Here is a 23,823-nt window from a genome sequence, read left to right as displayed (position 1 = left end):
ACGGGGGTGCGCCGTCTTTGCAGGGTCCCGGTACGACGCGCTCGTCGGGTCGCCCCAAGGGTAGCAAATACCGGCATTACGGTCGGGGGCACGGAGGGAGCGGCGTGCCCGCGCACCCCGCTCACGCGCGGGCAAATCCGCTCCAGAGACCCGATGTCGGCAGACATATTCGTCAAATGAGGCCGCCGTAAGCCGCATCGACCACCGGGTCATCCGAGCACTGCACCGCCGTACGGGTGTCGGCCCGGTGCCCGCGGGGAATGAGCGCGCCGATTCCCCACACCACAGGAGCCTCCTGGGCAAGGTCATGTGCGCGCCGTGCGACGCACCGCGGTCTCGACGGCCGCCACCCTGGCCGCCGGACCGTTCCTGACGGCTTCTTCGCGTGCGACCACCGCCACCCCGGCCGCACTCTCCCCCACTCCCCCGCCGCGGCGCCTCGGGCGTCCGCCGACGGCTGGACCGGCAGCCGGCCGGTCTCACCGCACAGCGGCGGGCCCTTGTACGACCACAAGGCGCTGCGGCAGATCGTGCGCGCCGGCATCGGCGGCAGCGCAGCGCGGTTGCGCATCTCCCACGCCTTCGGTGTGCGGGTGGAACAGCGGTGCCGCCGGGCCGTGGCCGACACGCGGCGGGCCGCGGGGCGGCGCCGGGCCGGGGCGCCGCATTCGGCGCGGCCTCCTCCGGGCCGGGGCGACTGTTTTCCGGCGACTGCCGTGTCTGCACGGGCAGGACAGCTCCGCGCGCCGCGGCGGGCGGAGGGAGCGGGAAGCAGAGGGAGAACGGTGGCTACCGAGAGAGTACGGATGACGTCGGCGCAGGTCTGGATCCTGGGCCTGGCCTCGGCGGCGTCGTTCATGATGTCGCTGGACAGCGTGGTCGTCACGACGATCCTGGGCACGATCCGGGAGGACCTAACGGCGTCGACCGCCGCGCTGGAGTGGGTGGTCAACGCCTACAACCTGACCTTCGCGGCGCTGCTCCTGACCGGATCGGCGCTCGGCGACCGCTTCGGGCGGCGCCGCGTCTTCACCGGCGGGCTCGCGCTGTTCACCGCCGCGTCGGTGGCGTGCGCGCTGTCGCCGGACGTGGGCGCGCTGATCGCCTTCCGGGCGCTGCAGGGCGCGGGCGCCGCCATGGTGCTGCCGCTGTCGCTCACCATGGTCGGCGCGGCCTTCCCGCCGCGGCAGCGCGGCAAGGCGATGGGCCTCTACCTGGGCATCACGGGACTGGCGACCTTCAGCGGGCCCTTTGTCGGCGGGGTCATCGCCGAGGGTCTGGCCTGGCAGTGGGTGTTCTGGCTGAACCTGCCTGTGGGCCTGGTGACCATGGCGCTCACCGGGCGCCGGATCGCCGAGAGCTCGGGCCCCGGCGCCCGCTTCGACCTGCCGGGCGTGCTGCTGGTGACGGGCGGGGCCCTCGGCCTGGTCTGGGGCCTGGTGCGGGGCAACACCGCGGGCTGGGGCAGCGCGGAGGTGCTGGGCACCTGGGCAGTGGGTGTGGTGCTGCTGGTGGCCTTCGTCCGCTGGGAGCAGCGCACTCCCGCGCCGATGCTGCCGATGCGCTTCTTCCGGCTGCGGGCCTTCGCGACGGCCAACCCGGCGAACTTCCTGGTCTTCGCCTCGCTGTACGGCACGCTCTTCTTCCTGGCGCAGTACTTCCAGACGGTACGGGGCCAGGGGCCGCTGGGCGCGGGACTGCGGCTGATGCCGTGGACGGCGACGCTGATGGTGTGCGCGCCGATCGCCGGGCGGCTCACCGACCGTTTCGGGGAGCGGGCGTTCGTGGCGGGCGGGCTGCTGCTCCAGGCCGCGGGCATGACGTGGATCGCGGCGGTCGCGGACACCGGCACCGCCTACCCGCGGCTGCTGCCGGGCCTGCTCGTCAGCGGGGTCGGGCTGACCATGGCGATGCCGGCGGCGCAGCGCGCGGTGGTCGGTGCGGTGCGGCCGCAGGAGATCGGCCAGGCGTCGGGCGCGTTCATGATGCTGCGGATCTTCGGCGGGGTCTTCGGCACCGCGGTCACCGTGGCCGTCTTCACCGGCCGCGGCGGCTACGCGTCGGGCGCCGACTTCGGCCGCGGCTTCACCGCGGCGATGGCCGCGGTCGCGGGATACGCGTTCCTGGGCATGCTCGTCGCCCTGGGCATCCCGGCCCGCCGCCCCGCGCCCGTACCTGCGGCATCCGCGGAAGCACGCGACGCCGACCGCGCACCGGTGGCCCGGCCGTGAGCCGCCGTCCGCGCGGGGGCGGCTCCCCCGCGCGGACGGGAAGCGCGGAAGCGGACTCCCGCGCGGACGGGAAGCGCGGAAGCGGACTCCCGCGCGGGCCGGGAAGGCTAGCCTTGTCCCGAAAGCCTGATCTGCGACGATCGGTTACGGGGGAGCGGCTCATGAGGAGATACGGCGCGGGCTTGGCGGCGCTGGGACTGGCGGCGGCGTCCCTGACGGGACTCGCCGCGGGCGGACCGGCGAGCGCGCTGACGCCGCCGGTGGCGATGACCGCGGACGACCTGCCGACCTGGCAGACCAACGGCGTGGTGTGGTCGCTGGCCCAGGCGGACGGCGTGGTCTTCGCGGGAGGCACCTTCTCCTCGGTGCGGCCGCCGGGCGCGGCGGCGGGCACGGACGAGCAGGAGGCGCTGAACTTCCAGGCGTTCGACGCCGCGACGGGCGCTCCGACCTCCTGCCGGCTGGCCTTCACCGTCGGCAGCGGCACCGCCACGGTGCGGGCGCTCGCGGTGTCGCCGGACCGGCAGACGCTGTACGTCGGCGGTACGTTCGGCTCCGCGGGCGGCGTCGCGGTGAGCAACCTGGCGGCGGTCGACATCGCGAGCTGCACCGTACGCACCGACTTCAAGGTCGCGGTGTCCGCGCAGGTGCGCACCATCCTGGCGACGGGCGACACCGTCTACTTCGGCGGCAACTTCACCTCGGCCGGCGGCCAGACCCGGCAGCACTTCGCGGCGGTGAGCAGCACCGGCGCGCTGCTCCCCTTCGCGCCCGCGGCCGACGACGCGGGCAAGGCGCTGCTGCTGACGCCGGACGGCTCCCGGGTGGTGCTCGGCGGCGACTTCAACACCGTCAACGGCGCCTCCTCGCACGCCCTGGCGGTGGTGAACGCCACGAGCGGCGCGATCGTCCGGACGTATCCCGGCTTCATCGGCAGCACCTCGACCGTGCAGGACCTGGCGTCCGACGCCACCGGCTTCTACACCGCCAACGAGGGCACGGGCGGCTTCGACGGCCGTATCGCCGTCGACTGGACGACGCTGAACGAGCGCTGGCGCGACACCTGCCTCGGCGCGACCCAGGCGGTACAGGTCTACCAGGGCGTGCTGTACAGCGCCTCGCACGCCCACAACTGCTCCAGCATGGGGCAGTTCCCGCAGATGAACGACCGGCAGCACCTCCTCGCCGAGTCGGTCGGCAATCCGCGCCCGCTGCTCGGCTGGTTCCCCGACACCGACGACGGCCCGGCGGGCACCGAGCAGATCGGCCCGCGGGCCATGACCACCGCGAGCAAGGACGGTACGGACTACCTGTGGGTGGGTGGCGAGTTCACCCGTATCGCCAGCAACGGCAACCGGCTCCAGCAGGGCCTGGTCCGCTTCCCGAACACCCCCGACACGCGTGCCCCCTCGGTGCCCCAGCAGGTGACGGCGGCGGTCGCCCCCACCGGGGTGCGGGTCACCTGGCAGACGTCGCTCGACCTCGACGACACAGCGCTGACGTACATCGTCTACCGGGACGGGGTGAAGATCGGGGTGGTGACCGCGTCGTCCACGTTCTGGAACGAGCCGCGGACGAGTGGCACCGACACCGGAGTGAAGCCCGGCACCACGTACAGCTACCAGGTCAGCGCGTCCGACGGGGCGGGCAACGCCAGCGCGAGGTCGGAGGCGGCGAGCGTGACCACCTCCGGCACCCCGACGGCCACCACCGTGATCGTGCCGGCGGACGCCGACAGCTACACCAACGCCGCCGCGACCGCCGTCAACTACGGCGGCGACCAGCAGCTGGCGGTCCGCGGCAGCTCCGCCTACCGGACGTACCTGCACTTCAAGCTGCCCGCGGCGCCGACCGGGATGACCCTGAAGAGCGCGTCGCTCGCCGTGCGCACCACCTCCGACGCGCTCGCGAACTCCGCCGACACGCTCAGCGTGCAGCATGTCGCGGGGAGCTGGACCGAGACGGGCGTGACATGGGCGAACCAGCCCGCCCCGGACGCCGGTTCGCTCGGCACCCTGCCCGCGCCCACCGCGCTGCAGACCGACTACAGCGCCCCGCTCACCGCGTCGGCGCTGAGCCCCTCGCTCGGCGGCGGCTACAGCCTTGCGCTGACGTCCGCGGGCACGGACTCGGCGTGGTTCTGGTCCCGGGAGGCGCCCGGCACGTCGGGCCACCCGCAGCTGACGCTGACCTTCTCCAAACCCTGACGGCAGTCCCTCCTCGCAGCCGCCGTCAGGTTCCGGTGCGCCGGAACGCCCCGCCCGGCCGCAGCCGATCCGTCGGCAGCCGCCGTCCGGCGGGGCGTCACGCGCCCCTCCCCGCCGTGGCGGGGAGGGGCGCAACCATGGAACACGATGTAACGCCGGAGCGCCCGACCGGGGGTGCTCCGGCACACCCCTCGCGGTCCTCCCTCTGTCAATGCGCCTGCGGGCGCCGCTAGTCTGCTGCGCATGGAACAGATCTGTGTAACGCGTGGCTAGGCAGCCGGGCTCCCGGGCCACGGTCCGGGCCATCGCGGCCGAGGCGGGCGTGTCGATCGCGACCGTCTCGCGGGTGATGAACGGGCACGCCTCCGTCACGCCCGACACCCGTGAGGCGGTGCGCCGGGCGGCGGCCCGGCTGGGCGCGCACGCCCCCGCGCGGCGCGGCACCGCGGACGGCGCGATCTATGTGCGCTGCCCTTACGTGCTCAGCGACTACTTCGGGGTGATCGTCTCCTCGATCGCGGAGACGCTGGACCTGTACGGGCGGCGCCTGGTGCTCAGCGCGGGCGACGCGGCCCGCGACCGCGAGGTGCTGGGCGGGCTGCCGGAGGATCCGGCCGTCGCGGGCGCGGTGCTCGTCGTGCCGCCCGAGCCGGAGCGGGACCTCGCGGCGCTGCGCGCCGCCGACTTCCCCTTCGTCGTCGTCGATCCACGCACCCCGCTGCCGCAGGACATCGCCTCCGTCTCCGCCGCCAACCTCACGGCGGCGCGCGCCGTCACCGCCCACCTGGTGCAGCTCGGCCACCGCCGTATCGGGGTGATCGGCGGCCCTGGGGACTGGCTCGCGAGCCGCTCCCGGCTCTCCGGGCACACCTCCGCGCTCGCCGACGCCGGCGTGCTGCCCGCCCCCGAGCTGCTGCGCAGCATCGAGCCGACTGCGGACTGGGGGTACACCGCGGCCTGCGAGCTGCTCGACCTGCATGATCGCCCCACCGCACTGGTCGCCTTCAACGACAAGGCGGCGGTCGGCGCGCTGCGCGCGGCGTACGAGCGGCGGCTGCGGGTGCCCGAGGACCTGTCGATCACCGGTTTCGACGACATCGACCTGAGCCGCAGCACCGTGCCGCGGCTGACGACCGTCCGCCAGCCGCTGGAGGAGATGGGCCGGATGGCCGTCTCGCTGCTCATGCGGCTGCTGGACCGGCACACCGTGGACGCGCTGCACGTCGAGCTGGCCACTCAGCTGGTGCTGCGCGGCTCGACCGGCCCCGCGCCGGCCGCCGGCCCACGATGACTTTCCCGCACCGGCCTGGTCTGTATTCCTGAGGGCCGCGTCCGCCCCCGTCCCCCTTCCCACCGTGCCGCTCGCGACGGCGCGCGTTCCGGGGACGGCGGGTCCCGGCGCCGCCCGCGGATGCCCGTGGCGCTCTGCGCGGGCCGGACCGGAGGTCATTTCTTCCCATGTCAACGACACCGACCACGCCAACCACACCGACCACATCCACACCACCCGCACCACGCACGGGATCGACGGCGCACGAGCCGGACCGGCCGGCACCCGGCGCAGCGGGAGGCGCGAAACCGGCCGCGCGGACGGCCTGGACGCTGGTCCTCGCCTCGCTCGGAGCCTTTCTGACCTCGCTCGACGTGGTGGTGGTCGCCACCGCGCTGCCCACGCTGCGTGACAGCCTGCACGCGAGCCTGGCCGAGATGGAGTGGACGCTCAACGGCTACAACCTGGCCTTCGCCTGCCTGATGCTCACCGGCGCGGCACTCGGCGACCGCTTCGGACGCCGCCGCACGTACGCGCTGGGCGTCGCCCTCTTCACGCTGGCGTCGATCGCCTGCGCGAGCGCCGGCTCCGCGCCCGCGCTGATCGCCGCCCGGGTGGTGCAGGGCGCGGGCGCCGCGGTGGTGCTCCCGCTGACGCTCACCCTGATCAGCCACGCCTTCCCGGTCGAGAAGCGGGGCGCGGCCATCGGCGTGTGGGGCGCCGTCACCGGTCTCGGGGTCGCCCTGGGGCCGGTGCTCGGCGGGGTCGTCATCCAGGACATCTCCTGGCAGTGGATCTTCTGGATCAACGTGCCGGTCGGTGTCGCGGTCGCGGTACTGGCGACGGTGGTACTGGAGGAGAGCCGCGGCAGCCGCCCGCAACTGGACCTGGTGGGCGTGGCGCTGGTCAGCACCGGGCTGCTGGGCCTGGTGTGGGCGCCGGTGCGGGCGCCCTCGGTGGGCTGGGGCTCCGCGGAGGTCGTGGCCGCGCTCGCGGCGGGCGCGGTGCTGCTGGCCGGCTTCCTCGGCTGGCAGCTCAGGGCGCGCTTCCCGATGCTGCCGCTGGGCTACTTCCGCGTACGCGGCTTCTCGGTGGCCAACGGGACGGTCTTCTTCATGACGTTCTCGCTCATCGGGTCGCTCTTCATGATCACCCAGATGTTCCAGCTGGGCCTCGGCTACGACCCGCTGCAGACGGGGCTGCGCATCCTGGTGTGGACGGCGATGCCGATGCTCGTCGCGCCGCTCGCGGGTGCGCTGTCCGAACGGATCGGCAACCGGCCCTTCATGGTGCTGGGCATGCTCCTCCAGGCGGTGGGCCTGCTGTGGCTCGCCCTGGTCGCGGACGCCGGCACCGGATACGGCAGCGTGGTCGGTCCGCTGATCGTGGCGGGTGTGGGGATCTCGATGGTCTTCCCGACGGTGGCGAACGCGGTGGTCGGCGCGGTGCCGGTCGAGGACGCCGCCGTGGCGGCAGGCACCAACAACACCGTGCGGGAGGCGGGCGGGGTCTTCGGCGTGGCCGTCCTGGTGGCCGTCTTCGCCGCCAACGGGGGCTACGGGTCGGTGAGTTCGTTCATGTCCGGCTTCCGGGCCGCCGAGGTCGTCGCGGCCGCGGCGGCCGCCGCCGGAGCGGCCGTCGCGCTGCTGGCGCCGGGCAAGCACGAGGAGGACGCCGCACGCCCGCAGCGTCCCGGCACGGCGGGCGGCACCGCCTGACCTGACCGGCCGCGGGGCGGAGGGCGCACCTTATGACCCGGACGCCACCGGCCCCGCGGCGCGGACGGACACGATCGGCGCGGACCACGGACACGCCCGCGCCGTACGGGTGTCAGGCCGCGGGGTCCGGCGGGACGCGGTCAGGGGGGCGGCCGAGGAAGGCGACGAGGCGGTCCCCCGCACGCGCCTGCGACGGTACACGCACGGGCGCCGCGAAGAGCGCGGGGCGGGTGCCGGCGTCGGCCACCTGCGGGGCGCGGCGCAGGATGGCCAGTGCCAGCGGCGCCGGGATGGGGCGGGCGTAGCCGCACGCCTGGGCGATGTCCCAGCCGTGCACGGCCACTTCGAGCGCCCCGACCAGCGCCACCGTCTCACCGGGTATGGGCATCCCGCCGACCGCGACGGGCGCGCAGGACGGGCCCGGCCGGGCCGCCCAGCACCGCCAGCTCTCCAGCAGCTCGCCCGCGCCGTCGCGTACGGCGGCGACCGGGTCCGCGGGCGGCGGGGCGCCGGGACCGGCGGGCAGCAGCGCGACTCCCCCGCGGTCGGGGGCCTCCCGCAGCGCCGCCATCGACTCGTGCAGATGCCACAGCAGGTGCTCCAGGTCCCAGCCCGCGCAGGGCGTCGGCCGCCGCAGCCGGGCGGACGTGACGGCCTCGACGCAGCCGAGCCCGTACCCGACGGCCTCCTCCAGCAGCAGCACCGCCCGGCCGCGCTCGGTCAGCGCAGCCATGACACCTCCGGCGCGGTGCCCGGGGCGAGCGCCCCGGGCAGGCCGAGGAGCGGGAAGAGCGCCGGGTCGCGGAAGACGACGGCCCGGGCGATCCGCCGCTCGCGCAGCGTCAGGACGCTGACGGCGTGCGGGTGGAAGACGCCGTCCGCACCGCGCCAGTAGATTGCGAGCGCGGGCTGCCCGTCGTTGACGGCCAGACCGCGCGACCGCTGGTCGGGGAGGACGGGGAAGACCTGCCGCCGGAGGAATTCGAGCGCGACCGAGCGGTCGGCGAACCAGACGGGCTCGGGCGGCATCTCCAGCCGCACGTCGTCGCGCAGCAGCCGGGCCAGGGCGTCGATGTCGGCCTCCTGGAAGGCGCGGGCGAAGGTCTCGACGAGGGCGCGACCTTCGGCGTCGAGGGCGTCGTGGACGTCGTCCTCGCGCGGCGCCGCGCGCTCCAGCCGCTCCCTGGCCCGCTGGAGGGCGCTGTTGACGGCGGCGGTGCTGGTGCCGAGCATCTCGGCGACCTCGGCGGCGCGCCAGGCCAGCACGTCCCGCAGGATGAGCACCGCGCGCTGCCGGGGCGGCAGTTCCTGCAGCGCGACGATCAACGCCAGGCGCACGCTGCCGCGTTCGGTGACGACCGCCGCGGGGTCGGGTGGCGGGTCGGCCATCGGCTGCACCCACTCGATGCCGCCCGCGGGCGTGTCCGTCACCACGTCCGGGTCGTCGCTGGGCGCGCCGAGCCCCGCGGGCACGACCCGGCGGCTGCGGTGCTGCAGCGCGGTCAGGCAGGCGCTGGTCGCGATGCGGTAGAGCCAGAAGCGCAGCGAGGAGCGTCCCTCGAAACCGCGGTGGCCGCGCCAGGCGCGCAGCAGGGTCTCCTGGACCAGGTCCTCCGCGTCGTGCACCGAGCCCAGCATCCGGTAGCAGTGCGCCAGCAGCTCCGGGCGGTAGGCGGCGGCCCGCTCCAGGAAGTCGTCGCCGTCGTCGGGCGCTGCGTGCGCGGTGGTGGTGTGACCGCTCAGGGTGTTCACGTGACCTCTCCGGGTGCTCAGGGGACCGGTGTCCACGAGTACAGACACCGCCCGGCCCGCAAAGTCATCGCAACCGGGGCACCCCGCGCCGTGCGGCGGATGCCCGGCTCGTCGCGGCGGGACCCCCCGTCGGCTGGGGCGGCGGCCACGGAGCCGCCGCTGAGCGGCGCTGCGCGCAGAGCGGCGCCACCGGAAGAAGGCCACCGGGCGGCGCCGATGGCGACGGCGGTGTTTCCGGCGAGTTCACGCACGGGCGTGCGGTCTCCTCGGCGCGTTGTCCTCGCGTGAGGCTCCGTGGATCCACGGAGCCTCACGGACAAGGACCAGGGCAGCCGGGAGAGTTCGCCGGCCCGCGCCGGGGTTCAGTCCTCCGTCAGCTCGACGTGCTGCGGGTAGAAGGCGACGTGCCCGGCGATCCCGCCGACCGCGGGAAAGGGCTCGGTGTACGTCCACACCGCGTCGGGCACCGTGCCGTCCGCGGTGACCAGCGCGTAGTAGGAGGCGTCGCCCTTGTACGGGCAGTACGTGCTCTTGTCGCCGGGCACCAGCACGCCCGGCTCGACGTCCTCCAGCGGGATGTACTGGACCGGCGGGTACGTCCCCTCCCGGAGGGTCAGCGCCCGCGTGGTGTCGGCGACGACCTTCCCGGCGGCGCGGACGGTGACCCGGGCGGGGTTGGGCTCGACGGTGATCGGGTGGTCCGGGCCTGGCGTCTTCACGGTGCGCTCCACGGGTCCTCCCTGAGGTTGGAGAGCGGCATCTGCGACCGTAGGCAGATCGTCCGGGCACGGTCAAGCACCCCCTGCCGCGGTGCGGTGCGGCACGGAGCCGAGCCGCCGCCGCAACGCCGTCAGGTACTCCCTGCGGTCGCCCGGGTCGGGGCCGGTGCGGCGGCGTACCGGGATCGTGCCGGTGACGGGGGCGTAGTGGCCGAAGGCCGTCTCCAGCACGCCCTCGCCGCTGGTCAGGGTGGGCAGCTGCCGTTCCAGGGCGTGCACGGCGGCCGCCGGGATGGCGCCCTCCAGCACGTGGCGGCCGGGGCCCGCCGCGCCGGGACCGCGGGGCAGCGCCCGCAGCTTCGCGAGCGCGGGCAGCACCGCGCCCAGCGCGTCGGCGGGCAGGTCCAGCCGGAAGCGGTGCACGGGCTCGTGCACCCGTGTGCCGGCCTGCCGCAGCGCGGCCGCCAGCACCAGCGGGGTCAGGTTGCGGAAGTCGCCGGAGGTGCTGGACATGCTCTTGTCGAAGACCGCGTGGGCGTGGCTCTGCCGGGCGCTGTAGCCCGAGTGCGTCACCGTCACCGTGCAGTCGGCGACCTGCCAGCCGTACAGGCCCTGGGCGAGCGTGGCGTGCACGGTCTCCTCGACGGCGGCGAAGAACGCATGGGGCAGCGAGCCGAGTTCGACCTCGCGGCGGAAGGCGACGCCGCTGCCGGGCGGCGCCGGGTCGACGCGCAGCCCGACCGTGGCCAGGAAGGGGTTGCCGTCCTTCTTGTTGAACTCCACGGCCGCGCCGCTGCCGGTGACCCGCTCGATGTGCAGCGTGGTCGTAGGCTCGAAGACCACGTCCACGCCGTATTCGCCGGCCAGGGTGGCCTGGATGACCTCCTTCTGCACCTCGCCGTAGAGGGACACCGCGATCTCCCCGCGGTCCTCGTCGCGCCGCAGCCCGATGAGCGGGTCCTGCTCGGCGAGCCGGCCCAGCGCGGTGTGCAGGGCCGCGCGGTCGGCGGTGCGGCGCGCGGCGACGACCGTCTCCAGGGTGGGCGGTGCGAAGTGCCGGGAGGGCGCCGCCGCCGGGTCGAGAGCCCCGACGGTGTCGCCGATCCGCACCTCGCCGAGGCCCCACACCCTGGCGATGCGCCCGGCGGGCACGCTCGCCGCCGGGGTGTCGGTGCCGTCGGCGAACACGCTGAGCGCGGTGACCCGGCCCTTCCCCGCCGCCGCGCCGTCGCGGTGCAGCGGGGGCCGGTCGCGCACACGCAGGGTGCCCGCGCCGACCCGTACGTAGGCCACGCGCTCGCCCGCGGCGCCGCGCCGCACGGCGAAGACCGTGCCGGACAGCGGCGCGCCCGGGTCGCCGTACGCGCCGGGCAGCAGCCGCGCGATGCCGTCGGCGAGCGCGGCCACCCCGGCGCCGGTCACGGCGGACCCGGCGTACACCGGGTGCACCGCGGCCCGCGCGGTCTGCGCGGCGAGCGCGGGCCGCAGCCGCCCGTACGGCAGCCCGGCTCCGCCGCTCTCGGCCCAGGCGGCGAGCAGCCCGTCGTCCTGCCCGGCGAGCACCTCGGTGAGCCGCGCGGTGAAGGCGGCGTCCTCGGGCGTGTACGGGACCGCGGCGGCCTGCGGCGTGCCCTGCCGCCGGGCGGCGGTCATCGGCACGACGTCCGGGGTGAGGCGGTCTGCGAGGGCGGCCAGCGTGCGGTCGAGGTCGGCGCCGGAGCGGTCGAGCTTGTTGACGAAGACCAGCGTCGGGATGCGCAGCCGGCGCAGCGTGCGCATCAGCACGGTGGTCTGCGGCTGGACGCCCTCCACCGCCGAGACCACGAGGACGGCGCCGTCCAGGACGCCGAGCACCCGCTCGACCTCGGCGATGAAGTCGGGGTGGCCGGGGGTGTCGACGAGGTTGACGGTGGTGCCGCCGAGCGGGAAGGAGACGACGGCGGCCTTGATGGTGATGCCGCGCCGGCGCTCCAGCGCGAGGGTGTCGGTGCGGGTGGTGCCGCGGTCGACGCTGCCGACGGTGTCGATGACGCCGGCCTCGTACAGCAGCCGCTCGGTGAGGCTGGTCTTACCTGCGTCGACGTGCGCGAGAATGCCGAGGTTGAGTGAAGCCACGGGCTGTCATGTCCTCAGGAGGGGAAGGGATTCCTGTCGGGGCGGGCATGACGGGACCGCGCATTGCTCAGTGCTCCTTCGTCGGCGGTGATGACCCGCCGACTACACCAGGGTGCCCTCGCGGGCGGCAACCGGATTTCGCGGTGGCTGCCGCCCGCGAACGGCTGTTTCCGCCGGGCGGCGGGCGGCCCTCAGGACGGAGCGCGTGTGTTCAGCTGCCGGGCGACCACCGGGAAGGAACGCGGGTGGCGCAGCCGCAGGTCGGGCACGGCAGCAGGCGGACGGACCCTGCCCGTACCGCGGTGGGGTGTCTCATCCACGGGAGACCTTGCGGTTGGCGCGCAGCCATTCGCGGTTCATCGAGGCGATGGAGGTCAGCGGGATGCCCTTGGGGCAGGCGGTCGCGCACTCGCCGGCCAGGGTGCAGCCCCCGAAGCCCTCGGCGTCCATCTGCGCGACCATGTCCAGCACCCGGGTCTCGCGCTCCGGGGCGCCCTGCGGCAGGACGTTCAGGTGGTTGATCTTCGCGGAGGTGAAGAGCATCGCCGATCCGTTGGGGCAGGCGGCCACGCACGCGCCGCAGCCGATGCACTCGGCGTGCTCGAAGGCGGTGTCGGCGGCGGCCTTGGGCACGGGGGTGGCGTGCGCCTCGGGGGCGGACCCGGTGGGGGCGGTGACGTAGCCGCCGGACTGGATGATCCGGTCGAAGGACGAGCGGTCCACCACCAGGTCGCGCACCACCGGGAAGGCGGCCGCGCGCCAGGGCTCGACGTCGATGGTGTCGCCGTCCCGGAAGGAGCGCATGTGCAGCTGGCAGGTGGTGGTGCGCTCGGGGCCGTGTGCGTCGCCGTTGATGACCAGGCTGCACGCGCCGCAGATGCCCTCGCGGCAGTCGTGGTCGAAGGCGACCGGCTCCTCGCCCTCGACCGTGAGCCGCTCGTTGAGGGTGTCGAGCATCTCCAGGAAGGACATGTCGGGCGAGATGCCGTCCACCTCGTAGGTGGTCATGCCGCCGAGCGCGGCCGCGTCGTGCTGGCGCCAGATGCGCAGGGTGAGCCTCATGCGTAGCTCCGCTGGGTGGGGTGAACGTACTCGAAGACCAGGTCTTCGCGGTGCAGGACGGGGGCGTCGCCGGTGCCGGTGAACTCCCAGGCGGCGGCGTAGGAGAACGCGTCGTCCCGGCGGGCGGCCTCGCCGTCCGGGGTCTGCGACTCCTCGCGGAAGTGGCCGCCGCAGGACTCGGCGCGGTGCAGCGCGTCCAGGCACATCAGCTCGGCCAGCTCCAGGTAGTCGACGACGCGGTTGGCCCGCTCCAGCGACTGGTTGAACTCGGCCTCGGTACCGGGCACCTTGATGCGGCGCCAGAACTCCTCGCGGATCTGCGGGATGCGGTCGAGCGCCTTGCGCAGCCCCTCCTCGGTGCGGGCCATGCCGCAGAACTCCCACATCAGCTCGCCGAGTTCGCGGTGGAAGGAGTCGGCGGTGCGGTCGCCGCCGACGCCGACCAGCCGGCGGAGCCGGTCGGCCGTCGCGGCGAGCACCGCGGCGACCTCGGGGTGGTCGGCGCCGGGGGTGTCGTGGCCGGGGTGCCGGGCGAGGAAGTCGTTGAGGGTCGCGGGCAGCACGAAGTAGCCGTCGGCCAGGCCCTGCATGAGGGCGGATGCGCCGAGCCGGTTGGCGCCGTGGTCGGAGAAGTTGGCCTCGCCGATCGCGAACAGGCCCGGGATCGTGGTCTGCAGGTCGTAGTCGACCCACAGCCCGCCCATCGTGTAGTGCACGGCCGGGTAGATCCGCATCGGGACCTCGTACGGGTTCTCCGCGGTGATCCTCTCGTACATCTCGAAGAGGTTGCCGTACTTCGCCTCGACGGCCTTGCGGCCCAGCCGGGCGACGGCGTCGGCGAAGTCGAGGTAGACGCCCTGGCCGCCGGGGCCGACGCCGCGGCCCTCGTCGCAGACGTTCTTGGCGGCGCGCGAGGCGATGTCGCGCGGCACCAGGTTGCCGAAGGAGGGGTAGATGCGCTCCAGGTAGTAGTCGCGCTCGTCCTCGGGGATCTCGGCGGCCGGGCGGGTGTCGCCCTGGGCCTTGGGCACCCAGATGCGGCCGTCGTTGCGCAGCGACTCGCTCATCAGGGTGAGCTTGGACTGGTGGTCGCCGGTGCGCGGGATGCAGGTGGGGTGGATCTGGGTGAAGCAGGGGTTGGCGAAGTACGCGCCGCGGCGGTGGGCCCGCCAGATCGCGGTGGCGTTGGAGTTCATGGCGTTGGTCGAGAGGTAGAAGACGTTGCCGTAGCCGCCGGAGGCGAGCACGACGGCGTCCGCGAAGTAGGGCGTGATCTCGCCGGTGACCAGGTCGCGGGCGACGATGCCGCGGGCCCGGCCGTCGACGACGAGCAGGTCCAGCATCTCGGTGCGCGGGTGCAGCTCGACGTTGCCGGCCGCGATCTGCCGGGAGAGGGCCTGGTAGGCGCCGAGCAGCAGCTGCTGGCCCGTCTGCCCGCGGGCGTAGAAGGTGCGGGAGACCTGGACGCCGCCGAAGGAGCGGGTGTCGAGCAGACCGCCGTACTCGCGGGCGAAGGGGACGCCCTGGGCGACGCACTGGTCGATGATCTCCACCGAGATCTGCGCCAGCCGGCGGACGTTGGACTCCCGGGAGCGGAAGTCGCCGCCCTTGACGGTGTCGTAGAACAGCCGGTGGATGGAGTCGCCGTCGTTCCGGTAGTTCTTGGCGGCGTTGATGCCGCCCTGCGCGGCGATCGAGTGGGCCCGGCGCGGGGAGTCCTGGTAGCAGAACTGGACGACGTGGTAGCCCTGTTCGGCGAGCGTGGCGCCCGCGGAGCCGCCGGCCAGGCCGGTGCCGACGACGATGACGGTGTGCCCCCGGCGATTGGCGGGGTTGACCAGCTTGGCGGTGAAGCGGCGGGTGTCCCAGCGCTCCTCGATCGGGCCGTCGGGCGCCTTGGTGTCGGCGACGGGCTCGCCGACGGTGTAGTCGGCGTATGCGGTGGGGTTGCTCATGTCGGATCCCTCAGCTCACGAGGCCGGTCATCACGCCGACCGGCACGGCGACGAAGCCTGCCGTCAGCAGCAGGGCGAGGACGTTCGCGGTGCCCTTGAGCACCCGGTCGCGGGTGGCGCTGCCCGCGCCGAGGGTCTGCGCTGCGCTCCAGAAGCCGTGCCGGACGTGCAGGCCGAGTGCGAGCATCGCCGCGATGTAGAAGACGTTGTTCCACCAGTCGTGGAAGGCGGCCACCACGTTGTGGTACGGGTGGCCGGGCACGAAGCCGCGCTGCACGGTGCCGGTGGTCAGGTCCAGGATGTGCCACACGATGAAGAGCGCGAGGATCACACCGCCCCAGCGCATGGTGCGGGTCGCGTAGCTGGACCGGGCCTTGCGGTGGACGTAGCCGACCGGGCGCGAGCGGATGTCGCGGCGGCTGAGCTGATACGCGCACACGCCGTGCGCGACCACGGCGGCGACGAGGCCGGCCCGGACGATCCACAGCGCCCACTCGTAGTGGAAGAAGGGCTCGCCGAGGGTGCGCAGCCAGTGCGCGTAGGCGTCGAAGGTGCCGGGACCGAAGAAGATCTTGAGATTGCCGTACATGTGCACGACCAGGTAGAGCAGCATCACCACGCCGCTCACCGCCATGACCGCCTTCTTGCCGACGGATGAGTCCCAGACCGTGCGGACCGCCGATGGGCGACGGTCCGGCCGCGTTGCCAATGCCATGGACACGACGCTACGGCCGTGGGTGACCAGTGGTCCAAGACATGATCGGGCTGGAGTCGATAGGCACTGGCTATGGAAGGGCTACGCTTGCCGCGTGCAGTTCCAGCAGCTCGCGTACTTCGTGGCCGTCGCGGACACCCGGCACTTCACCCGGGCCGCGCAAGCCCTGCACGTCTCCCAGCCGTCGCTGTCGCAGCAGATCAGGGCGCTGGAGAAGGAACTGGGCGCGGCCCTGTTCAGCCGGGCCCGCGGCAACATCGCGCTCACCGACGCCGGCGAGACGCTGCTGCCGCTGGCCAGGCGGATCCTGGCCGACGCCGACACCGCGCGGCACGAGGTGCTGGAGCTGGTGCAGCTGCGCCGCGGCCGGGTCCGGCTCGGCGCGACCCCGAGCCTGGCCACCGGGCTGCTGCCGGACGTGCTGCGGGCCTTCCACGACCGGCACCCCGGCATCCGGCTGCTGATCGAGGAGGGCGGCTCGCACGACCTGGTGCGGCATCTGGCCCGCGGGGCGCTGGACCTCGCGCTCGTGGTGCTGCCGCTGCCCAGCCCGTCGCCCGCGCTGACGACGGTGGAGCTGTTCCAGGAGGACCTGGTGGTCGTCTCGTCCGCCGCCGATCCGCCGCCCGCGGAGCCGGCCGGCGGGCCGCTGCGGATCGCCGATCTGGAGGGCCGCCCGATGGTGATGTTCCGGCACGGCTACGACCTGCGCGACCTCACCCTGGCCGCCTGCCGGGCGGCGGGCTTCGAGCCGTACCTCACGGTCGAGGGCGGTGAGATGGACGCCGTGCTGGGCTTCGTACGGGCGGGGCTCGGCATCGGCGTCGTCCCCGCGACCGTCGCCGCCCGGGCGGGGCTCGACCTGCGCGTCACCCCGCTGGCCCGCCCGGGCCTGCGGCGTACCGTCGCCCTGGCCCACCGCAGCGACGTCGCCCCGCCGCGGGCCGCCCGCGTCCTGCAGGACGTGCTGCTGACGGCGGCCCGCCGGGCGGTGGCCTCGCCGGGCCTGCACCCGGGCCGTGCCTGAACCGGGTCGGCCCCGTGCCCGGCCGGTCCGGCGCCGGCCCGGTGCGTACTTCGAACCGGGCGCTAGGCCGTGTCTGACAAATAGCGTCGTCCGCCCGCAGGGCGGGGCTGGCGGTGTCTGGTGCGTGCGATTGCAAGGCGGAGGGTGGGGGCACCTCCCGGGCCGCCAGGCCCAGGGGGAGAGAGCGCAGCGGGCTGCGCCGACGACCGACAACGCGGCAAGCGTGCGTGCCAGACACCGCCAGGCAGACGGGATTTGTCAGACACGGCCTAGTCCTGCGCCCGCACCGTCGGCAGCAGCAGCGCCACCAGCAGCGCGGCCAGCGCGAAGCCGGCGCCGATGAGGAAGGCCTCGTGGAAGCCGCTCGCCCGGGCCGCCCGCAGGCCGCTCTCGGACGGGCCCGACACCGCGTGGCCGATACGGGTGAACGCCGCGGTGGACACGACCGCCACGCCGACCGCGCCGCCCGCCTCCTGGCTGGTGGTGATCAGCCCGGCGGCCACGCCCGACTCGCGCTCGGTCACCCCGAAGGCCGCGGCGATCTGCAGCGGCACGAAGGACATCCCCAGCCCCGCGCCGACCAGCAGGAAGGGCGGCAGCACCCGCCCGGCGTACCCGGCGTCGACGGGGAGCCGGGCGAGCAGCAGCAGGCCCGCCGTGGCCAGCGCGAGGCCGGTGGCGAGGACCACCCTGGCCGGAAGCTTGGTCACCAGGCCGGAGGCGAGGCCCGCCCCCACGATCACGGCGACGGCGAGCGGGACGTAGGCGAGCCCGGTCCTGAGCGCGTCGTAGCCCAGCACCTGCTGCATGAACAGGCTCGCGAAGAAGAACAGCGTACCCATCGCCCCGAGCATCAGCATCGCGCCGATGTTGGCGGTGCGCAGTGCGCGCAGCCGGAAGATCCGCATCGGAAGCAGCGGCGCCGCCGTGCGGAGCTCGACGGCGACGAAGGCCGCGAGCAGCAGCGCGGCGCCGGCCAGCCCGCCGACGGTGCGCGCGGTGGCCCAGCCCGCCGTGACCGCCTGGTCGAGGGTGAAGATGAGCAGCAGCAGCCCCGCCGTCAGGCCCGCCGCGCCCGCGGCGTCGAAGCGGCGCGGCCCGTCGTGCGCGGCCCGGCTCTCGGGCAGCACGCGCGGCGCCAGGACCAGGGCGGCGAGCGCGACGGGCACGTTGATGAAGAAGATCCACCGCCATCCCGGGCCCTGGGTGAGCAGCCCGCCGAGCAGCACCCCGACGACGGAGGCGACACCGGCGAGCGCGCCCCAGATGCCGAGCGCCTTGTTGCGCTCGGCGCCCTCGGGGAAGGTCGTGGTCAGCGCGGACAGCGCGGCGGGCGCCGTCAGCGCGGCACCCAGGCCCTGGACGGCGCGGGCGGCGATCAGCAGGGCGGGTTCGTGCGCGAGCCCGGCGGCGAGCGAGGCGGCGCCGAAGAGCGCCATGCCGGCCCGCAGCAGGCGGCGGCGCCCGAGCATGTCGGCGAGCCGCCCGCCGAGCAGCAGGAAGCCGCCGAGGACGGTTCCGTAGGCGGTCACGACGAGCTGGAGGTCGCCGTCGGCCATGCCGAGGCCGCGCTGGAGGGAGGGCAGGGCGACGTTCACGATCGTGACGTCGAGGTAGACCATCGACTGCACCACGCAGAGGAAGGCCAGGACCAGGCCGGGACGTACGGCGGCCGGGGCGTGCGGTGCGGAGCCGCGCCGGGCGGCGGTGAGTGACATGGCGCGGACGCTAGCAACGCGGATATAGTAGGTACCTAGAGGATAGTGACTACGGATCTTCCCGCCGCTCCGGCACGGTCCGCCGGGGCGGTGGCGTCGGTCCAGCTCAGCGGGGCCGCCAGGGCCCCGAGAACCGAGTCCGGCACGCCGAGTCCCGAAAGGCGCAGCAGCCATGCCCGAGATGATGTCCCCGCCCGCCGGCGCGCGTCCCGCGCGGGGCGCCGCCGCGGGGGTCCAGGCGGAGCCGTGCCCCATCGGGCCGGTCGTGGACCTGGTGTTCAGCCGCTGGACGACGCCGATCCTGTGGGCGCTCAACGAGTTCGGGCGGCAGCGCTTCGTGGAGCTGGAGCGCCGGATCGGCACGATCACCCCGAAGGTGCTGACCCAGCGGCTGCGCCAGATGGAGCGCGACGGCCTGGTGGTGCGCACCTACCATCCGGAGGTGCCGCCCCGGGTGGAGTACGAGATCAGCGAGCTGGGGATGAGCCTCGCCCCGCTCTTCCACCACCTCACCGAGTGGTGGCGGGAGCACGCCGGCGACGTGGCCACCGCCCGTACCGGCTACGACGACCGCGGCGGCCCGATGCCCTGACGGCCCCGGAACGACCCCCGCCGGCCGGTGCCGGATCAGTCCCGGTGGCCGCCCTCGGCGAGAGCCGCGTCGATACGGGCGCGGTGCTCGGCCTCCCAGGCGTCGAGATCCTGGGCGGCCTCCTTGGCGAGCTTCCTGCGGGCGGCCGCCAGCACCTCGTCCGCCCGGCCCGCCGGGACGACGGCGACACCCTCCTCGTCCGCCACCACGATGTCGCCGGCGTGCACCCGGACGCCGCCGCAGTCGACCGGCTCGCCCAGCGGCAGCACCGCGGACTTCGCCCCCGGGCAGGGCACGACGCCGCGGGCGAGCACCGGGAAGCCCATCTCCCGGATCTCGGCCAGGTCGCGGATCACCCCGTCGACGACGAAGCCGGCGATGCCGCGGCGCCGGGCGACCGCGCAGACGTTGCCGCCCGCGACCGCGTAGTCGGTGTCCCCGGCCGCCATGACGACCACCGAGCCGGCCGGGGCCCGGTGGATGGCGGCGTGCAGCATGAGGTTGTCACCGGGCGGGCAGCGCACGGTGAAGGCCGGGCCCGCGATCCGCGGCGCCGGTCCCCACAGCGGGCGCAACCCGTGGTCCATCACCTGGCCGCGTCCGAGGACGTCCGCGAGGGTCGTCGGGGAGATCTCCCGGAAGTCGTGCGCGTCGCCCATGGCCGGCCTTTCCGTGCGGGGCGCTCCCGGCCGGGAGCGCCCCCGGCATGTTACCCGGCGGTCAGCCGGTCGCGAGGGCGGGGTCGCTGACGCCCGGCCGGCCGTTCTCGACGTGGCCGGCGAGGCGGCGCAGGAAGGCCGGGTCGTGGTCGGCGGTCACCGTCAGGTCGTACCAGCGCGTGCTGCGGGCCAGGTCGACGGTGTGCGTCTCGCGGTGGCCGGCCCGCAGGGTGTAGGTGGCGTGGTGGCCGTCGTAGGAGTTGCGGACGGTCAGCCGGACGTCGCTGCGGCCGTTGTTGACGAGGGTCAGCTCGACCCCGCCGGACGCGGCGTCGTGGCGTGCGGTCACCTCGGGCCCGGTCTGGACGGCGGAGCCGCGGAAGGCGCGCAGGAAGCCGGCCGGGCCGTACGCCGTCAGGTCGTAGGAGCCGTCCCGGTCGGCGGTCTCCCATCGGCCGGAGACGGTGCGGCCGGCTGCCGCGGTGTACGTCCGCGGGGCATCGTCACTTCCCCCGTCGGTGCCGCCCGCGTCGGTGACGTGGAAGCACGCGCCCGCGCCCGCTCCCCCGAAGAAGGTGAGGGTCACGGTGCCCTTGGCGGGGGCCACGGAGGCGTCCACCAGCGGCTCGTACGGCAGCGCGCGGGTGGGGCGGCTGCCTCGCTCCTGCACGGGCAGCTTCTGGTCGGCCGGCGGCACGGGCACGTAGCTGTCGTGCCGGCCGCCGTCCTGCGGGCGGTAGCCGTCGGTGGCGGGCAGCGGCGCGGGCCGCTCGCGGGCGAGGGAGAAGTCGAAGGCCGAGGTCAGGTCGCCGCAGACGGCGCGGCGCCACGGCGAGATCTGCGGCTCGCGCACCCCGAAGCGGCGCTCCATGAACCGGACCAGCGAGGTGTGGTCGAAGACCTCGGAGCACACGTAGCCGCCGCTGCTCCACGGGGAGACGACCGTCATCGGCACCCGCTGCCCGAGCCCGTAGGGGCCGGCGGCGTAGGTGCTGTTGCCGGGGAAGACCTCCAGGTCGGTGCTCACGGTGGAGGCGCCGCGGCCGGCCGCGGCGGGCGGAGCCGGCGGCACCACGTGGTCGAAGTAGCCGTCGTTCTCGTCGTACGTGATGAACAGCGCGGTCCTGCTCCACACCTCCGGGTCGGCGGTGAGCGCGTCCAGGACCTGCGAGATGTACCAGGCGCCGTAGTTGGCGGGCCAGTTGGGGTGCTCGGAGAAGGCCTCGGGGGCGGCGATCCAGGAGATCTGCGGCAGCCGCCCGGCGGTGACGTCGGCGCGCAGGACGTCGAAGAAGCCGTCGCCCGCCGCGGCGTTCGTGCCGGTGCGGGCCTTCTCGTAGAGAGGGTCGCCGGGCCGGGCGTTGCGGTAGTTGTCGAAGTACAGCAGCGAGTTGTCGCCGTAGTTGCCGCGGTAGGCGTCGTCGATCCAGCCCCAGGAGTGCGCGGCGTCCAGGCCGTCACCGATGTCCTGGTAGACCTTCCAGGAGATCCCGGCCCGCTCCAGCCGCTCGGGATAGGTCGTCCAGGAGTAGCCGAGCTCGGAGTTGTCGACGACCGGGCCCGCGCCCTTGCCGTCGTTGCCCGTCCAGCCGGACCACATGTAGTAGCGGTTCGGGTCGGTACCGCCGATGAAGGAGCAGTGGTAGGCGTCGCAGACGGTGAAGGCGTCGGCGAGCGCGTAGTGGAAGGGGATGTCCTCGCGGGTCAGGTACGCCATCGTGGCCGCGGACTTGGCGGGGACCCAGCGGTCGTAGCGGCCGTCGTGGACGGCCGCGTGGCTGCCGGTCCACTCGTGGTTGAGGCCCTCGATGAACTGCATGCCCAGGTCGCCGGCGTCCGGGTGGTAGGGCAGCACCTCGTTGCCCGCCCCGTCGGGCTGGTGGAAGACCGGCTTGCCGTTCCCCAGCAGCACCGGGCGCGGGTCGCCGAAGCCGCGCACCCCGCGCATCGTGCCGAAGTAATGGTCGAAGGACCGGTTCTCCTGCATCAGGACGACGATGTGCTCGACGTCCTTGATGGTGCCGGTGCGGCGCCGGGCCGGGATCGCGGCGGCGCGGGCGATGCTGCCGGACAGGGCACTCAAGCCGGCGGTGGCACCGGCGATCTGCAGGAAACGCCGCCGGGTGGGTTCGGCCATGGGTCGGAACACCTCTTAGCTCGTCGAGGATGCGGGAGTGCCGGGAGTTCGGGGATACGCGGGGCGGTCCCCACAGCAGCGACCCCGGGCGAACCGCCCGTGTCGCCCGCGTGACGTGCCACGGTACGCGTCACGAACAGCCGCCCGCCGCGCGGCGGAAGCCCCCGAGCGGGGACGCGGCCTTCCGGGCGGCCGGGCTCCGGCGGGGGCCGGGGAGCGGGCACGGCGGCGGCTTCCGACTCGCGGCGGACAGCCGGTGTTCAACTGGGCGTCGCCGGAGGGCGCGAGTCTTCACGCGTTCCCAGCCATTGCACCAAGGAGCAACGATGGTCGCACAGATGGACACCCCGGAGCCGTCCGCACCCGGGGACCGCCTCAGCCGGCGCACCGCGGTCGGCCTGCTGGGCAGCGCGGGGGTGGGCGCGGTCGCCGTGCCGCTGCTGAGCGCGGGCCCCGCGGCGGCCGCCCCGGCCGGCGCGCCCGCGTTCCATCCCACCCCCGACGCGGGCGGCGCCTCCCCGGTGCTGGGCCTGCACCTGACGTTCGGCAAGGACCCGTCCAGCCAGATGACGGTGTCCTGGATCACCGACGGCCCGGTCAAGCGTCCCCGGGTGCTCTACGGCACGCTGGAGCACGGCCTGGGCTCCGGCGCCGCGGCGCGGACCCGTACCTACACCGACGGGAAGTCGGGCCGCACGGTGTACGTCCACCACGTGCTGCTCGGCGGGCTGCGCCCCGGCACCGACTACTACTACCTCGCCTCGCACGACGGCGGCACCCCGGACAGCGGCACCTTCCGCACCGCGCCGCGCGGCCGGCAGCCGCTCACCTTCACCAGCTTCGGCGACCAGTCCGCTCCGCAGGTGACCTGGTCGGCGGACGGCACGGTGGCACTGGACGCCAACTCCACACCCGCCACGATGGACATCGTCACCGGCGTCGAGCAGGTCGCGCCGCTCTTCCACCTGCTCAACGGCGACCTGTGCTACGCCAACCTGGACGTGGACCGGGTGCGCACCTGGAACAACTTCTTCGCCAACAACTCGCGTTCGGCCCGCTTCCGGCCGTGGATGCCCGCCGCGGGCAACCACGAGATCGAGTCCGGCAACGGCCCGCTGGGCCTGGGCGCGTACCAGGCGTACTTCGAGCTGCCCTCGACCGAGACGGACGACGAGCTCGCGGGCCTGTGGTACGCCTTCACGGCCGGCTCGGTGCGGGTCATCGTGCTGCAGAACGACGACGTGGCCCTCCAGGACGGCGGCGACAACTACGTGCACGGATACTCCGGCGGGCGCCAACTGGCCTTCCTGGAGCGGGAGCTGAAGGCGGCCCGGCGGGACAGCGGCATCGACTGGATCGTCGTGGCGATGCACCAGGTGATGATCAGCTCCTCCGACGCCAACGGCGCGGACTTCGGCCTCCGGGCGGCGTACGGCCCGCTGTTCGACCGCTACCAGGTCGACCTCGTCGTGTGCGGCCACGAACACAACTACGAGCGGTCGCTCGCGGTGCGCGGCGTGGTGAGCGGCAGCGAGACGCTGACCCCGAACCCCGCCTCGGCCCGCACCGACGACATCGACACGAGCCTCGGCACCGTCCACATGGTGCTGGGCGGCGGAGGTGTCTCGGGCACCACCAACCAGGCCTTCTTCAAGGACGGTACGGCCAAGGTGATCACCGCGGTGGCCGACAGCCGCCCCTCGGGCGGCGGCAAGCGCGCCGCGACGTACGTCAGGGAGCAGGCGGTCTGGACGGGTGTGCGCGACATCGACCACCCGTACGGCTTCGCGGCCTTCACGGTCGACCCGGGCCGCTTCCCCGGCGACACGACCCGGCTGCACGTCACGTACTACAACGTGAACAAGCCGCACGGCGAGCTGTCGGTCTTCGAGCAGTTCACGCTGCACCGCAAGCGCTCGGACGGGCGCGGCTGACATCCACCCGGC

At 74.1% G+C, this 23,823-nt stretch carries 17 protein-coding genes and 1 riboswitch; of the genes, 7 read left to right on the top strand and 10 right to left on the bottom strand.

Annotation, left to right across the window (positions count from 1 at the left end):
- Positions 1–5: 5 nt before the first annotated feature.
- Positions 6–70, bottom strand: a riboswitch (guanidine-III (ykkC-III) riboswitch).
- A 715-nt stretch (positions 71–785) separates the two neighbouring features.
- From IH54_RS0127375 to IH54_RS0127360, 4 genes are all read left to right on the top strand, one after another.
- The gene (locus IH54_RS0127375) at positions 786–2,231 is read left to right on the top strand and encodes an MFS transporter (RefSeq protein WP_234343916.1); all 1,446 of its coding nucleotides are present in this window, start codon (positions 786–788) and stop codon (positions 2,229–2,231) included.
- Positions 2,232–2,392: 161 nt separating this feature from the next.
- Positions 2,393–4,438, top strand: coding sequence for a DUF7594 domain-containing protein (locus IH54_RS0127370; protein ID WP_031521746.1), 2,046 nt, complete (start codon positions 2,393–2,395; stop codon positions 4,436–4,438).
- Between the two features lie 265 nt (positions 4,439–4,703).
- On the top strand, positions 4,704–5,729 hold the full coding sequence (locus tag IH54_RS0127365) for a LacI family DNA-binding transcriptional regulator (protein WP_031521744.1): 1,026 nt from the start codon (positions 4,704–4,706) through the stop codon (positions 5,727–5,729).
- Between the two features lie 167 nt (positions 5,730–5,896).
- Positions 5,897–7,426 (top strand): MFS transporter, encoded by a 1,530-nt coding sequence (locus IH54_RS0127360; protein ID WP_078862559.1) that lies wholly within the window; start codon positions 5,897–5,899, stop codon positions 7,424–7,426.
- A gap of 112 nt (positions 7,427–7,538) precedes the next feature.
- Here the strand turns inward: IH54_RS0127360 and IH54_RS0127355 are convergent, their stop codons facing one another.
- The 7 genes from IH54_RS0127355 to IH54_RS0127325 all read right to left on the bottom strand — a co-directional run bounded on the left by IH54_RS0127355 (position 7,539) and on the right by IH54_RS0127325 (position 15,744).
- Positions 7,539–8,159, bottom strand: coding sequence for a TIGR03086 family metal-binding protein (locus tag IH54_RS0127355; RefSeq protein WP_031521741.1), 621 nt, complete (start codon positions 8,157–8,159; stop codon positions 7,539–7,541).
- Positions 8,147–9,178, bottom strand: a complete 1,032-nt coding sequence (locus IH54_RS0127350) for an RNA polymerase subunit sigma-70 (RefSeq protein ID WP_234343914.1) — start codon at positions 9,176–9,178, stop codon at positions 8,147–8,149. Before IH54_RS0127350 ends, IH54_RS0127355 begins: the two co-directional genes overlap by 13 nt.
- A gap of 362 nt (positions 9,179–9,540) precedes the next feature.
- Positions 9,541–9,909, bottom strand: coding sequence for a DUF427 domain-containing protein (locus tag IH54_RS0127345; protein WP_031521738.1), 369 nt, complete (start codon positions 9,907–9,909; stop codon positions 9,541–9,543).
- A gap of 60 nt (positions 9,910–9,969) precedes the next feature.
- Positions 9,970–12,012, bottom strand: a complete 2,043-nt coding sequence (locus IH54_RS0127340) for an elongation factor G (RefSeq protein WP_031521737.1) — start codon at positions 12,010–12,012, stop codon at positions 9,970–9,972.
- Positions 12,013–12,324: 312 nt separating this feature from the next.
- Entirely contained in the window at positions 12,325–13,074 is a 750-nt protein-coding gene (locus tag IH54_RS0127335) for a succinate dehydrogenase/fumarate reductase iron-sulfur subunit (RefSeq protein ID WP_031521736.1), read from the bottom strand.
- Positions 13,071–15,029 carry a fumarate reductase/succinate dehydrogenase flavoprotein subunit gene (locus IH54_RS0127330; RefSeq protein ID WP_031521735.1) on the bottom strand — a complete coding sequence of 653 codons (1,959 nt, stop codon included), beginning with the start codon at positions 15,027–15,029 and terminating at the stop codon, positions 13,071–13,073. The genes IH54_RS0127335 and IH54_RS0127330 overlap by 4 nt, the downstream gene beginning before the upstream one ends.
- Positions 15,030–15,039: 10 nt before the next feature.
- Positions 15,040–15,744 (bottom strand): succinate dehydrogenase cytochrome b subunit, encoded by a 705-nt coding sequence (locus IH54_RS0127325; protein ID WP_031521733.1) that lies wholly within the window; start codon positions 15,742–15,744, stop codon positions 15,040–15,042.
- A gap of 94 nt (positions 15,745–15,838) precedes the next feature.
- Between IH54_RS0127325 and IH54_RS0127320 the strand changes: the two genes are divergently transcribed.
- Positions 15,839–16,771 (top strand): LysR family transcriptional regulator, encoded by a 933-nt coding sequence (locus IH54_RS0127320; RefSeq protein WP_031521731.1) that lies wholly within the window; start codon positions 15,839–15,841, stop codon positions 16,769–16,771.
- Positions 16,772–17,040: 269 nt separating this feature from the next.
- On the opposite strand, the gene IH54_RS0127315 is transcribed toward IH54_RS0127320, so the two are convergent.
- Positions 17,041–18,489: an MFS transporter gene (locus IH54_RS0127315; protein WP_031521729.1), complete on the bottom strand. Its 1,449-nt coding sequence runs from the start codon at positions 18,487–18,489 to the stop codon at positions 17,041–17,043.
- A gap of 181 nt (positions 18,490–18,670) precedes the next feature.
- Between IH54_RS0127315 and IH54_RS0127310 the strand changes: the two genes are divergently transcribed.
- The gene (locus IH54_RS0127310) at positions 18,671–19,081 is read left to right on the top strand and encodes a winged helix-turn-helix transcriptional regulator (protein ID WP_420711803.1); all 411 of its coding nucleotides are present in this window, start codon (positions 18,671–18,673) and stop codon (positions 19,079–19,081) included.
- Positions 19,082–19,116: 35 nt separating this feature from the next.
- Here the strand turns inward: IH54_RS0127310 and IH54_RS0127305 are convergent, their stop codons facing one another.
- A complete protein-coding gene (locus tag IH54_RS0127305) occupies positions 19,117–19,740 on the bottom strand; it encodes an RraA family protein (RefSeq protein WP_031521726.1) in 624 nt (207 codons plus the stop codon).
- A gap of 61 nt (positions 19,741–19,801) precedes the next feature.
- Positions 19,802–21,877 carry a phosphocholine-specific phospholipase C gene (locus IH54_RS0127300; RefSeq protein ID WP_031521724.1) on the bottom strand — a complete coding sequence of 692 codons (2,076 nt, stop codon included), beginning with the start codon at positions 21,875–21,877 and terminating at the stop codon, positions 19,802–19,804.
- A 326-nt stretch (positions 21,878–22,203) separates the two neighbouring features.
- Between IH54_RS0127300 and IH54_RS0127295 the strand changes: the two genes are divergently transcribed.
- A complete protein-coding gene (locus IH54_RS0127295; RefSeq protein WP_043182414.1) occupies positions 22,204–23,811 on the top strand; it encodes a purple acid phosphatase family protein in 1,608 nt (535 codons plus the stop codon).
- Positions 23,812–23,823: the final 12 nt, after the last annotated feature.

Source organism: Streptomyces sp. NRRL F-5123 (assembly GCF_000721495.1).
Taxonomy (GTDB): domain Bacteria; phylum Actinomycetota; class Actinomycetes; order Streptomycetales; family Streptomycetaceae; genus Actinacidiphila.
This window is presented reverse-complemented; position numbering and strand designations above follow the sequence as displayed.